Annotated in this window: 17 protein-coding genes; all 17 read right to left on the bottom strand. The window is 33.3% G+C overall.

Going from position 1 to position 13,555, the window contains the following annotated elements; genetic code table 11:
• Positions 1-3 precede the first annotated feature (3 nt).
• The 17 genes from OIU80_RS11425 to OIU80_RS11345 all read right to left on the bottom strand — a co-directional run bounded on the left by OIU80_RS11425 (position 4) and on the right by OIU80_RS11345 (position 13,239).
• Positions 4-621: a hypothetical protein gene (locus OIU80_RS11425; RefSeq protein WP_264287130.1), complete on the bottom strand. Its 618-nt coding sequence runs from the start codon at positions 619-621 to the stop codon at positions 4-6.
• Between the two features lie 14 nt (positions 622-635).
• Positions 636-1,325, bottom strand: a complete 690-nt coding sequence (locus tag OIU80_RS11420) for a conjugal transfer protein TraI (RefSeq protein WP_264287129.1) — start codon at positions 1,323-1,325, stop codon at positions 636-638.
• Between the two features lie 12 nt (positions 1,326-1,337).
• The gene (locus OIU80_RS11415) at positions 1,338-3,806 is read right to left on the bottom strand and encodes a TraG family conjugative transposon ATPase (protein ID WP_264287128.1); all 2,469 of its coding nucleotides are present in this window, start codon (positions 3,804-3,806) and stop codon (positions 1,338-1,340) included.
• Positions 3,807-3,843: 37 nt separating this feature from the next.
• Complete coding sequence (locus OIU80_RS11410; RefSeq protein WP_264287127.1) at positions 3,844-4,701, bottom strand: hypothetical protein; 858 nt, start codon at positions 4,699-4,701, stop codon at positions 3,844-3,846.
• A complete protein-coding gene (locus OIU80_RS11405; protein ID WP_264287126.1) occupies positions 4,691-5,029 on the bottom strand; it encodes a DUF4133 domain-containing protein in 339 nt (112 codons plus the stop codon). The genes OIU80_RS11410 and OIU80_RS11405 overlap by 11 nt, the downstream gene beginning before the upstream one ends.
• 12 nt (positions 5,030-5,041) lie before the next feature.
• Complete coding sequence (locus OIU80_RS11400) at positions 5,042-5,341, bottom strand: DUF4134 domain-containing protein (RefSeq protein WP_264287158.1); 300 nt, start codon at positions 5,339-5,341, stop codon at positions 5,042-5,044.
• A 184-nt stretch (positions 5,342-5,525) separates the two neighbouring features.
• Positions 5,526-6,005, bottom strand: coding sequence for a hypothetical protein (locus OIU80_RS11395; protein WP_264287125.1), 480 nt, complete (start codon positions 6,003-6,005; stop codon positions 5,526-5,528).
• 717 nt (positions 6,006-6,722) lie between these two features.
• A complete protein-coding gene (locus OIU80_RS11390) occupies positions 6,723-7,382 on the bottom strand; it encodes a hypothetical protein (RefSeq protein WP_264287124.1) in 660 nt (219 codons plus the stop codon).
• Positions 7,383-7,504: 122 nt separating this feature from the next.
• On the bottom strand, positions 7,505-8,266 hold the full coding sequence (locus OIU80_RS11385; RefSeq protein WP_264287123.1) for a hypothetical protein: 762 nt from the start codon (positions 8,264-8,266) through the stop codon (positions 7,505-7,507).
• Positions 8,267-8,439: 173 nt separating this feature from the next.
• Positions 8,440-8,730, bottom strand: coding sequence for a hypothetical protein (locus OIU80_RS11380; RefSeq protein ID WP_264287122.1), 291 nt, complete (start codon positions 8,728-8,730; stop codon positions 8,440-8,442).
• Entirely contained in the window at positions 8,673-8,933 is a 261-nt protein-coding gene (locus OIU80_RS11375; protein ID WP_264287121.1) for a hypothetical protein, read from the bottom strand. The genes OIU80_RS11380 and OIU80_RS11375 overlap by 58 nt, the downstream gene beginning before the upstream one ends.
• A 182-nt stretch (positions 8,934-9,115) precedes the next feature.
• Positions 9,116-9,559 (bottom strand): YfbM family protein, encoded by a 444-nt coding sequence (locus tag OIU80_RS11370; RefSeq protein WP_264287120.1) that lies wholly within the window; start codon positions 9,557-9,559, stop codon positions 9,116-9,118.
• A gap of 394 nt (positions 9,560-9,953) precedes the next feature.
• Complete coding sequence (locus OIU80_RS11365; RefSeq protein WP_264287119.1) at positions 9,954-10,502, bottom strand: hypothetical protein; 549 nt, start codon at positions 10,500-10,502, stop codon at positions 9,954-9,956.
• 30 nt (positions 10,503-10,532) lie between these two features.
• The gene (locus OIU80_RS11360; RefSeq protein WP_264287118.1) at positions 10,533-11,213 is read right to left on the bottom strand and encodes a hypothetical protein; all 681 of its coding nucleotides are present in this window, start codon (positions 11,211-11,213) and stop codon (positions 10,533-10,535) included.
• A 110-nt stretch (positions 11,214-11,323) separates the two neighbouring features.
• Complete coding sequence (locus tag OIU80_RS11355; RefSeq protein ID WP_264287117.1) at positions 11,324-12,184, bottom strand: helix-turn-helix domain-containing protein; 861 nt, start codon at positions 12,182-12,184, stop codon at positions 11,324-11,326.
• Between the two features lie 66 nt (positions 12,185-12,250).
• On the bottom strand, positions 12,251-12,502 hold the full coding sequence (locus OIU80_RS11350) for a hypothetical protein (RefSeq protein ID WP_264287116.1): 252 nt from the start codon (positions 12,500-12,502) through the stop codon (positions 12,251-12,253).
• Positions 12,502-13,239, bottom strand: coding sequence for a hypothetical protein (locus tag OIU80_RS11345; protein WP_264287115.1), 738 nt, complete (start codon positions 13,237-13,239; stop codon positions 12,502-12,504). Before OIU80_RS11345 ends, OIU80_RS11350 begins: the two co-directional genes overlap by 1 nt.
• Between the last annotated feature and the right edge of the window lie 316 nt (positions 13,240-13,555).

Here is a 13,555-nt window from a genome sequence, read left to right as displayed (position 1 = left end):
ATATCAGTTTATGCCGCTGAGGACACGGCTGGTTTTTGCCTCTTTCAGTTCCATTGCTTTTGATAAAGCCATAACTTTAGTTTGATTACTGAAACTTTCAGAGAAAGTGTAATTATCGAGCATGTTTTGGTAGATGGTATCAATGCGTTTCACTCGCTCATCATCTTTCATCTCTAATTTTCCGTCTGAAACGATAGTGAGAAGTTCATCCATATTGTTATCACAATTTTCTAGCATTCTTTCAAATACCCTTTTGATATAATCAACTTCATCCCCGTGAAATAAATCATCCTGCCGAATTTGCTTATATAAGCTTTTGTGACTTTTTATGATTTTTATCTGAAGTGCTATAATTTCTGCAACCCTTGCATGCTTTTTAATTTTTGGATTGACTTGTTTGAGTGAAGTGAGATAATCACCATGAAGATTAAATTCTCCACGCTTAAAATCTGATATAGCACCCAGTCCTTTTTTGGCTACCGAATAGCCTTTTTGAGCATATCCGATATACGTTTGAAGTGCCGCTATTTGCTGTAAAAGCATCCGTTGTTGTTTTGCCTGTGCATGCATATTTCCCTTAAAAAATCCTATTAAGAGAAGTACTAAAAATATTTTTTTCATGATTTTTTGATTTATTACGGAATTCCGTAAAATTTCTTGAGCGATTTGACATCATGTTGTGTTTTGGCCCTTTGAAGACTCAGCATTATATTCTGTCTGTTGAAGAGTGTCAGGTCATTATAATTAGTATCGATTTGACCCGCAGCAGTATTGATGATTTCTATTCTCTTGGCATCACTCATCTGTGTGGTAAATGAATCCAATACCAAGAAAATCTGGTCGATGTTTTTTAGACTTTCATTTAATATCCCCGAATACACGCTGTGCATATAATCCAGTTCACTTGCATTAAAATGAGCATCCTTTTGAAACAAGCTCCATGCTCTTTCATATTCATCTACCAAACGAACCTGTTTTTGACTAATATCTTTGATACGCTGGTAATAGGTAATTATGGACTTGACTTTTGCCAGTTCCTCATAATAATCCTTGTAGAGGTCTTTTTGTTTTTGTGTCCAATCGGAAATCTCATCCAATTTTAGTTTAGATAAAATGTTTTCTATTTTCTTCTGTGCATTCTGCAACCAGATGGTTTTGTTCTGTAGTTTTTGTATTCTAAGGTCAATCGCTTTAATTACCTTTTTTGCAACAGCTTTTACCATTTCTAAAATTGGTATTACCGCAACCTTTTCTGCTGGTCGGGTAGGAGTGCTTATCAGTAAAAGGCATAAGAGGCAGATTGTAATTTTCTTTTTTGCTTTCATAATTAGTATTGTTTAGTTTCCATTTCTCATATCTATAGCGAGTGCAGCAATACCTTTTCGGATGTCGCCATCAAATTTCTTGGCATACGCCTGTACTTTTACTTTTTCGGTTTCTTCGGTTGTGTAGGCGTAGTATTCCTCAAGGGATACCTCAGTGCGGTATACTTTAGACTGCATGCCTCCAAGGGAGATAAACACTTCTTTGTATTTCTTATCAGGATCATTGGCTTTGTTTACTGAGAGTACGAGTGCCTTTTCTTTTTCAGTAAGCCCAAGCAGTTCCTGAATCTGTTCGAACTTATTTTGATACTTACTCTGGTCCAGTAATATCTTGCAGTCACTGTTATTGATAATAGCCTGTTTAACGACCGGAGAGGATATAATATCTTCTACTTCCTGAGTGACTACAATGGCTTCCCCAAAGAATTTACGAACAGTCTTGAATAAATACCGAATATATTCTGCCATTCCTTCCTTGGCAATAGCTTTCCATGCTTCTTCAATGAGGATCATTTTACGGACTCCTTTAAGCTTGCGCATTTTACTGATAAAGACTTCCATGATGATGATGGTGACTACTGGAAAGAGTATTGGATGGTCTTTGATATTATCGAGTTCAAAAACAATGAAGCGTTCTTTTAACAGATCCAGATTTTCGGTAGCATTTAATAAATAATCAAATTCACCTCCTTTGTAATACGGACGTAAGACATACAGGAAATTGTTCACATCAAAATCCTTTTCCTTTACCTTATCGCCTTCCAATATGGTAACAAACTCATTTTTTAGAAATTCATAAAAGCTGTCAAAACAAGGAAACAAATCAGAATTACCATCTAACTTTTCATAGTAGAGTTGCAGCGCATTGGACAGAGCCACATATTCACTTCGATTGAAAGTTTCATTGTCTTTTTTCCAAAGAGCTAGTAGCAATGTTTTAATGCTTTCTTTTTTTTCAGTATCCAGTATATCACCATCACTGATATAAAATGGGTTGAATCGAATGGGATTCTTTTCATCATAAGTAAAATAATATCCACCCACCATATCACACAGTCCTTTGTAACTGTGTCCAACATCAACCAATACAACATGAGTTCCTTGTTCGTAGTAACTCCTAACCATATGGTTGGTGAAAAAGGATTTTCCGCTTCCCGATGGTCCCAATATAAATTTGTTTCGATTGGTACAAATGCCCATCTTAACTGGCTCATCACTGATGTCTACATGAACTGGTTTTCCTGTCAAACGATCTCCCAACCGAATACCCATTGGACTAAGGGAAGAGCGATATCCTGTTTCCAGATTCAGGAAGCAGGCAGCTTGTTCTGTGAACGTATCGAAGGTGTCATTCATGGGGAAGTCTGCTGCATTGCCCGGAATTCCTGCCCAAAAAATCTGCGCAGCTCCCACGGTTTCTTGCTTCGCAGCGGCATCCATCTGTGCCAGTGCCGAAGAAACTTTGTTTTTCAAATCTTTGAGTTCTTCTTTATTGTCTGTCCAAATCAGTACATTAAAATGAGCTTTGACTGGGAGCCGTTGCTGACCGATAGCCTCATTTAAAAAATCATTAGTGGCATCACGCGCAATGAGGTTCTCTCTGCTGTAGGCTGATAAGGATTGTAATCGAAGTCTTTTACTTTCCAATTTCTGCAAGTTTTTTTGGAAATCCTCTATAAAAATATATTGGTTGTAAATATGATTACAGGACAATAATTGACCAAGTGTAGATGCAAATCCGATGCTGAACTTGGTTTTATCAGTGGAATAGCGGTCGTAGTTAATTCGAGAACCACATAGAGCAGGCAGGTCAGCAGCATCACCTAAAGTATATATTTGGCAATGTTTGTCTCCAACCTGCAAACCATCATCGAAAGCAATATCCTTAAATACAAATGAATTTTCCTTTTCAGATAAAAAACAGTACTGTTCAATGATTCCAATTTTTCTACTATGGCTTCGAAGGTCATCATTGCCAAGACGCGTTAGTTTTACAAAACCACTGTCTTCCAAAATGCGTCTGAATTGTCCAGTACTATCAATAAACTCCTGACGTAATTGCGCTTTTAATGTTTCTTCTGGAACAATGGAAGTTCTCAGTAAATTCGAAAATAAGGAACTTGACGTTTTTCTGCCTACTGGTTTTTTGGTCAGGAAAATGTAGCAGGAATGATCCAAAAATGGGCGTTCATTAAAAAAACGCTCACTGCTTCGGGTTAAAAAACTGGAGTCTTCACTGGTAAAATCCGGCTGAAACTTACTGTCTATAAACCAGTCCTGTTTATGGAACACGCTAAATTTGGGAAGCAGTTTTATGGCTTTGAGCCATGCTTGATGGAACGCTTCGTATTCCTGATCCGACAAAGTAAATATCTCAGGTAGTTCTGCTTTGAATACCACTGTCACATCTCCTTGTTTGGACAGGATGCAATCGTGCTCTACATCCATAATCGGTAAAATATTATCTATCATCTTTTCCATCTTCATCTATCATTTACCAGTTAATTCAAAACATCATCTAGAGTCTTTTTCCTCTTTTTCTAGGAGATACATCAGAATCAAAAGTTTGTTTGTTGAAATGTTTTTTTACATCTAGCGGGCTTGTATAAGTAGTCGCTTTCAAATTTTTCTCGATTGGATAGTCCCTGATATAGGCTGAGTCTTCATGACCATTGCGTCTTGCAAGTCCAACGGGATCCAGATATAAAAGATTAGGCAATTCTACTTGGATAACATCCTTTGAGGATTCATTGCCTACTAGCTTTTGAAGTTTGGTATCATATAGAAAATGATAGGCAAAGTCTCCATCAAAAGAACCAATCTCAAAGTCTTTAAATTCCAATTTTATAAAAGGATCCTCCGCTAATCTCAGTTCTTTTAAGTTGAGATCTATGATAAAATCCTGTCCTGCGATATCAATATGAGGAAGGATTCCAGCTACCCGTTCCATGAAACCTTCATAATTTGGATTTAGAAACTCTAAATCAGTTTTGTTTTTTAGACTCTCTATAGTAACTCCATACTTTTTTGTCATGCCTTCGGAATCTAAAAGAAGCAAAGGGGGTATGTTGATATTGATAGTATCTTCAACCGCATCGAGTTGACACGGAAAATTTTTATACTCAGAGTGGTAACACATAGAGTAGTGGGTTCCGTGATCTTTCATATCATGGAAAGAAATCGTATTGGTAAGATTTGTTGTTTCGATTAATGCTTGACTATTGATGACTACATAAAAGGTTGTTCCCTCAATCTCATGAGTGGGTAATCTTTCCAGAGGAATAGTATTGCTTGGATTCGCTGTTTCCACTATAGCCTGAGCGTTACTATCAATGTGGAACTTGCAGCCGGTAGCTATTGAAATTTCATTTTTCATTTGGTGTGTTTTTAGAAAAGTTCATGAATATTTTTCTACTCTGGGATTTCACTGCTTTAGGAATTTGTCGTTTCGCTAGCGCTTTCATCATACCAAATTCTCCGTATTGATGGCTCATCTTGTATGTTTTCAAAACCCACAAGGTTCCTGATATACCAATAATTCCTATACAGATTAGCGATGGTAAACCTGCTATGTACATAATTGCAAACAGTATCATAAGAGCAATAACACCACCACCCAGGTACCAGATGTATTGCGCCTTTAACCCGCGAAATTCTATGCTTTGGTTGATCCCCTTGTTGATTTGATAGACACTGTTTGACATGACCTTGTTCGTTTAAATCCCAAAGAAGGATTTGATTACGGTAGCCACTACGACAAGAAAAACACAACTGCCAAACCAGGCGGCGGCAACTTTTCCAGTATCAGGATCGCCTGCATTCCATTTCTGATAGACCTTGACAGCTCCAATTAAACCTAGTAATGCTCCTACAGCATACATTAATTCTGTACCTGCATCGAAGTAACTTCGTACCTGCTGGTTAGCTTCATTGATTCCGGCAAGTCCATCCTGGGCATAAGCCTCATAGCTTATCACAAAAAGGATTTGAGCCAGGAGAATACCGAAATGATTCATTTTTTGGGGTATAAACTTTTTAAAATTCCAGTTCCATTTTCTCATCACACATTATTTTAAAGTTTAAAAATTCAGGTAAAAAACGGAGGTATTGCTGCTGTCGCAGTGCCACTTTCCTGTTACATATGCCATACTGCGCCGGGACGGACAGGGGCATTTCCTCCGTTATATTGTTTTAGATTTTTTAGTTCCACAAACCTTCCGCTTCTGCTTGGGTTACTGATACGGTGTCAAGTGTTTTACACTCTGTCACAATCAGTTCACTCACAGAAGAGCGAAAAGCAGAATCTTTTACGGATGGATATTCTCTTAGGAGGAGTTGCAGATAATAGGTAAATTCTTTTTTGACTAATTTTTTCTTTGCGGCATCAGCGATAAAACTTTTTAATCGTGCCACCAGCGCATCAACATCCTGAAAGGTGGTGTCAAATTCTCCAAACGCAGGTTGGCTTGAAGTAGGTGCAGGTGTTTCCTGATTGTTTTCTTCAGATTGAAAGTCTCCGTAATTTGGATCTCCTAATCTACGGAATTGAAGTTTCCGTTTTCCTGAGATCACTTCTTTGAAGTCATCAAAATAAAATCGAAATCCAACAAATAAATACCAATTTGTCAATAGCAGAATAATCACAACTATGTAATTACCCCATGAAATGTCTGTAAACATACGCTCTTCATTTTATCGTTCTACATTAGTTTCTCACAATCCCGATTTCTAAATCCGGATCTTCATCATTACGGAGCAAAGAAACGATAGACAACAAACTGCTACAAGTACAACTTTTTGTTGCACCCCAGTTGTACCCCCTTGCACCCCCAGTAAAATCAAGAAGAAAAAAATAAAAAAAACGTAAAAAAATATAAAAGCCTCCCGATTGGAAGGCTAGTTAGATTATGAAATGTACTATTTTAGGATTGATTTTCTAGTTCGAAAATGATAAAAATTCAATTTTTGATATAAGAATAAATTGAAAAGTAAAATTGCCAATAGAAGTAAGCTTGGATTCTTAAAGATAATTACAAAGAATCATCGTTTGTTAAATATGTAAATAGAGTCTCTTCAATTTCTTCTAATAGATTGCTAACATTGTCAAAAATGGGATTTTGACTTTCTTACAATATGTTAAGCGAATTGTTCTTTTAATTAGTAGTTTGGTGATTTTCTATTGCACTTGCAGGTTTGTTAAATTCTACACGTAATCTATCTTTGGAATTTTTGTTTTTATTTTCAAAATGCGTAATTATTTATTGTTTAATTTCATAAGTTAATTTTTTAGATGAAAGATAATATTTACATCACACAAGTAAAGCCTAGATTTATTTTGAGTACAAAAAAAGTTCCAGATTTCTCTGAAGGCTTATCTTAGTATCCTCTGTAGTTGCATCACTTAACCCTTTTAGCTATAAATTCCTCAGCTATTATAAAAGGTTGGTTTAAGCTAAAATCATTGTCGCTTATATCTTCGTTTCCGAAAATTAAAATTTTGGTTTTTGGTTTATGGGCATAACCTTTATTGTCACCTATCAATTCGTTAGTCACATCAAATTCCAAATCGTGTTCTTTGCAAACTTCCGTAAATAAGTTTTGTAAAGATTTAGGGATTTTGATATGTCGTTTAGGATATAGTTTAAAGTTTTCTTCATTATTCCAAAAGACTTCGCTTATCTTAATCCAGTTACCAGTTTTTTTCTCCAATCCATTACTGATATCACCAACAAATAAATTTAGATTTTTTGGTTTTCCTTTAACTAAACATTCAAGTTGATTTTCATGATACTTTAAAAGCAAAGGATGAGAATCTAATATTTTTATTTTGACATAAGGAAGTAGTAAGTCCGAAAAGAACCCATCAAATTGCTCAGTTTTTAAGCAGGTTAATTTCCATTCTTCATATTCAATTGGAATATCATAACTAGTTTGATTAATCGAGAAAAATAACTGTAAAGTGTTCGCTGATGTTTTATAACTGTAGGATTCAAGTTTTAAATCAGAATCCTGATAAAATTCGGTAGTATTTGTTTTTCTAATAAATTCTTCAATCATAATTATAGTTCTGTTTCGGTTTGCAATTGCATATAAGGTTTTGCCAGTAAGAGAACTTGGTGATCCGGACGAACTGACTGTTCTCTGATAAAAAATAATTACTTCGTGAAAATCAAATGCAATTATTTATGTCTATATATTACTTCCCATATAGGTTCAAATTCTAACTCTTCAAATTCTAGCGAATGTAAATTTTTGCCTTTATATATACCGTTGCTAAAAGTGTCTTGTATCCAATTTGCAAAAGTCCAGTTTCCTTCTTTTTCAGGTTTGCCCCATCTTCTTGTTTTTAAGATTGTAGCTTTCGAGTTTATTTTTTTAGACAACTTTTTCAAAATCGGTTTGGAGTCAAGTTTTAAACTCTTGGCAATTGCAACTACTATGAAATATCCGAATTTAATATCACGATCGTTTTCAAAATCTCTTTCATTAGATATTGAGATATAAATTTCCGGTGGGGATTGTCTTTTTTCGCAAATTGTCCAAATAGGAGACCAAAGTTCAAAATCGAGAAAGTAATTTTCAGTGTTATTCGATATTGTCCACTTTTCATGTGATTTTTCATCCCATTTGAGTCGTCCAAGCTTTATGTCTGAATAATATACAAATTCTTTGTTGTCCTTTTTAGAAATTCGTTTTTCAGGCTTGCTCTTTGTTGCCCTAATTCCTGTATCTTTTATATTTTTATTATTTTTTATCAACAAGTCAAAATATGGTTCAAAGTCCGATTTCCAATTTGTTTTTATCCAAGGAGATTTGTTTTGGTCAGCCTGTCCAAAAATTAAATAAAAGTCATACTGTTTGTTTTCCCAGTAAGAATCAGTATTAGTCAAATTGTCGTAAAGGTTTGTAAACTTATTTCCTAGTTCCTTTATTAATTTCATTGTCCCTTGGTTCGTATTGGTTTTCTATGCTGACACTCAACGTTCCGCGGCTTTGCGCGGTAGCGTCAATTTACCGCTTTGTTGTAAAGATATGTAAATTTATTTTTGAGTAATTTCCGTCTAAGAAAATAAAACTAGCTATTGCGCAAAACCGATGTTAGTAGATATTTTGATTACCATTCTCCCCATAGGTCAGCAATTCCTTCGCCTTCGGCATAATCTTTTGGATCTAAACCTGAAGCAAGAGTTATTTGGTCAATAAGTTCACATAAGTCTTCTCGTTCACCTGTTTCAATAATTCCTTCATCTTTTTCATTCAATTTATTTAGTGATTTAATTGCTATTTCAAAACATTTTTCCTTTTCATTTTTGTTTCCATTTTCACCTGATGTTACCATTTTAGATATTAAATTGTCAAATATTCCTTTTGCTTCATTGCAATTTTCTTCTGTATATTGTTCCATTTTATACTCAAAAAAATTCTCTCTCCATTTTGCGAATGCATATAGTTCTTTAGTTTTTCTAAATAAGTTAAATTATCATTTACAGAATATCCAAATTGAGTTTCAGTTTGAGTATTTTCTGTTAAATTATTTTGAAGTTTGTTCTTTGTTTTTTTTGAATTAGCAGGCAAATAAGCAATACTGCCAATAATTAAATAAGTCATCTTTTTCATTTTTAGTTTCGTGTCATTTTTTAAAATATCTGGTACTGTCTTGCTACTAAAGTGGGCTTGGCACTAAATTAAGCTCATTTTTTTCAGATTTGCCAAATCATCTAAAATACCAAACCAACTTTCAATTAAAACTATTACCCAAATCTGTTGTAATAGTTGTTGAGACTAGTTTCTTATCCTAATCTAAATATTAAAGCCATATTTTCACTTACAGCTTTTTCGTATGCTTTTTTAATGTTTTCAAAATATTGTATTAAAAAATCTCTATCTTTTATTGGAGTATTTGGGTTATTTTCAATTCCTCCTTTTTTTAAGTATTCAATGAAATTTTTTGAAGTTATTTTATCCAATATTTCAATTTTATTCCTTTTCACTTCACTAGATTTTGAAAATCCAATAAAACCATCTTCCGGACTAAAAGAATTATTGCCCTGCAAAATCTTACCAACTAAATCATTGTTTAGATTGGAATATTTAGACAAAATTTCTAAAAGGTTTATTGCGAAATAACTTAAATCTGCAATTTCGGTTAAAGATTCTATAGAATCAAAATCATTTTTTATTAAGGATTTTAATTTATCATCTGTAGTGCTATATAATGAACCTGTTAATGACATAATTTTTATTTTTTTATTAAGGATTTTTAATCTTCGCTAAAATTACTGCCAACTCGCTAATACTGGCTATAAAATGGTACCAACACAACCTTTTTAGTTGTGTTTGTCCGGTAAGTTAGCTTTTCTTCAAGCGAATATAAGAAATGTTTTACTATATTTTTTTAACTTTTTGAAATTGAAATAAAAATAATTTATAAGTTTTATCTCATTAAAATTTTGCGAAATCAGACCTGAATTGGTTTGAAACAGGTTTGTAATATCAATAATTGTGAGGTTTAAACAGATTTAATAGGATACATTTCTGATAGGATTAACTTGGTAATTATTGGAAGTGGAAAACTTGGTAATAGAACTAATAATTGAAGTTATAGTTGTCTAGCTAAGTTTCATAATTCTAATAAGATAAAAATTCAATTTCCGATTTTTTATCCAGAAGCTTCCAGCCATCATCGGCTCGTATAAAATACACTTCATGACTAAGTGTGTCTTTCAAGCTGTTTTTAATTGCTGCAACAAAAACGTTCTTTTTTCGAATTGTAGTGTATCCCACAATTGCCTTATTATCAGAACTCATAACCCTAATTTCCTTAATTGCTCCGAAGGTTTCGTCTGCTACTTTTACACGTTGAATTTTACTTATTTTATCAGCTGGAGGTGTAGGTAGTAAGTATGGTTTTGCTGCAGTGGTAAAACTCACGAAAGAAATTGTTTCACCAATTTTTTTGCTTTTAAGCACTTTTACAAAACCTTTTTCTACAAGTCCAGATTTAAGAATAGTGTAAGCATGATCAGGATCATTGCAGTAAATATCATGGTCTACAATTATAGGATAATGATATTTTTCTAGAATAAGGGCAGTAGCCAACTTTTCATCTAATGTTATGGGCTGACAGCCTGTAAACATCAGAATTACTGTAGTCATAATGTAGGATAGTTTTTTCATGTTTTTAAATTTTAAAATAGTACTATTTAGTTAATACTCCTTGATTTGTTTAATCATACGCTCCAATGTTTCGATCGCTATTTTTTTGTCTCTTTCTTCGGCAACGTATGCTTTGCCACGCATAGCATTATAAGAAAGATTTACTTTATTTGGAGTTGATAGAAAAGGAACAATTGTTTTAAATAAATGATTCATTGATTTTGAAATAAGAATTTTTAGTTCATCTGAAGCTCTAAGTATTAGAGCTGTCTGATCCGTTGAAAGCTTACATAAAACTTTATTAGATGGATTATCTATCATGGTAGGACCATTGTATTTCCTTTTAATAATTTCAAAGTTGTTGCCTAAATAGTTTGCAAATCTTGATTCTATAAAAGTTATTAATTCATCTAAACAAGATATTAAGGTATCTGTAACTTCTTTCAGGTTGTCTTTGTGTAATTCATTGCTATTATTTATTTCTGTGATTTTATCCAAAAGAAATAATAATGATGAATAATAATTTCCAACTAGAATCTTAATTTGTTTCTCGTTAGTAAGCGAAAAAACCTGTACAGTAAACTGTGACTGAATAAGAAATGTTTGCTCGGTGGCTTTCTTAATAATCGCTCTTGATTGAAGTAGAGTAATCATAGTTAGATCTGTTTTGTTAGGATTGAGGGTTGAGGTTACCGTTAAATCCATCCATTCTAAAAGATAGGCTTGAGTCATTTTTTTTACTTTTACTTAGTAAATCTTTCTCTCTACTTGCAATCGACAGTACTCTAAATCAATACTTATAGAACATTCTTAACCCAGCCTAAACATTTTCTTTGTAATATTTACTGAGGATTTAAGTGTGACCGATATTCGGAAGGTGACAGGGAAGTATGTTTCTTAAAAAAAGTGCAAAATGAAGAAGAGTTGGTAAATTGTAGTTCTTCTATGATATAAAAAATAGATAGTTGATTGTCTTGAAGTAATATTTTCGCTTCCAAGACAATGGATTGAGTAATGAACTCTTTTGCTGTTTTTTGGGTAACTTTCTTAACAATTTTAGTAAGGTGACCTGCTGTAATGTGTAAGTCATCCGCATAGAATTTTACATTGTGTTGCTTCCTACTATTAATTTCTAGGATTTTAAAAAACTGTATGACCAATGCTTCATTTCGTGAATATTTTACATTTAGATGCCAAGACGATCTATGATAAATGCCTGCTAATTCATACAGCAACAGATTAAAACTAAATAAGAGTATTTCCTTTTTATAGACATGTGTGTTATTACTTGCTATTTTACTTTTTATCAAGGTAAACAAATCAATTACCAGAATTGCATCTTTTTTTTTGAGAATGATTTTAGAAGAAATTTGTGTAATAAAAAATTCAAAATGCTTAATATGTGGCCATTTGATACTATTCCCAAAAGCAAAATCTGAAGTAAAGGATGTCTGGCAAATTTGTAATTGGTTACTAATAAATAAAATTTCGCATATCGCTTTTTTTGGAATTATGATGAGATCATTTGCTATCAAATCAATTTTTCTATTATTTATTTGAAGACTTAGAGAGCCTGAATTCACGAGGAGTATTGAAAAATGGTCTATCTTAAATAATTGACTAAAAGAAATCTGGGATGTGAATTTCTCAAAGATATTGACTTGCAAACCAGGATGATAATATTTCGATTTTTTGTCTACCACAATAATTCTCTTTTATAAAATTATGAATAGTTAATAAACTTTAGATAGGCTCAAGTTGAAAAAGGGTTACTCAGAAAGTAATCTGGATATCAATGAAACAGTGACAAAAAGTAAATTGGACATGCCACTCACAAAAAGTAAATAAGCTAGAATACGTCGGCTATCATTTTTTATTTCATCATCTGTGAGGTAGTCAATTATTTCATCATAGGAAAGTAGGTCTATGATGAAATAAAGACTTACAAGATTAAAAAGAATCAGGAAAACAGTAAGCGTGTATATTATTTCTTTTTCGATAGAATAAAGACGATACAACATCAGTGAGTTGCTTGTGTGTATATCATAATTCCTGTTACAAGGGAGCGTCTAATCGCAGTAGATGAATTATCTATAGCTCCACTAAGTCCTCCAACAAGGTGTCCCTTAGAGGGAGGCCAATCTTTATCTTTACGTGTCAGATTATAATATATGGAATATCGGACTAGGGAAGAAGTCGTGAGAATAATTCTCTTATCCTCGTTACTAAATCCTGAATTAGCTATTACAGATGATTCATAAGAAATAACGCTTTGATAAATTTCTTCATAGGAATTATTTTCCCATAAAATAACATCGTTCATAAAACTGGAAAGACTCTCTTTTGCGGCATTTGTCATTGTAGAATTTGTAATAGCCTGAGCAAGTTCAAGCTCAGGATTACTTACAATTTCTTGTATGATGTCAAGATTAAATGACAGATTTATTCCTGTACTTAAAAGGATAAAATTAGTATTGGCAGTTGCAATAGCTTCGATTTGTTGGTTAATTTGTTCAATTGTAGTGTGTTGGTGGTTGCCTGCCAAATAAACATCAAGGATATCATTATGCAGTTTACCTGCAAAGTCATACATGTTTGCTGGATTTTCAGGTATCGGGTTTTGTACTAAACGCGTTGATTTTTCTAATTTTTTCATGCTGACCTTACTCGCAATGCTTTCTGTGTTGTCAATAGTATCAGGAGTACAGGAAATTGTTAGTAATTGTAAAATTACTAATGGAAATGAAATGTTTTTCATGATTGAAATGTGTAAAATGTGACAGACTACTTTTGTAGTAAGTTCATTTCACCCGGGTAAGCAGAACTTTAATTTAGCACGATGCTAAATATTTTTGCTTTTGAATTCGAAACAAATCTAAAAGGCTTTTTTTTATCCTGCAAAATGTTGTATACGGATTTTCATATTTTACGGTACGGATTTTATGAAAATCCGTATATCTTTTTTCGTACAAATAAGCTAGTTGTCAATTGTTTATGTATATTTGAGATGATTTCCAGCAAAATATCCCTAAGACATCTTAGAACCCCTTACTTGGCTCTAAAAAAGGTTTTGC

The sequence above is a fragment of the Flavobacterium frigoritolerans genome, assembly GCF_025847275.1.
GTDB classification, from domain to species: Bacteria; Bacteroidota; Bacteroidia; order Flavobacteriales; family Flavobacteriaceae; genus Flavobacterium; species Flavobacterium frigoritolerans.
The sequence above is the reverse complement of the archived record's forward strand: the minus strand, read 5'-3'. Positions and strand labels throughout refer to the sequence as shown.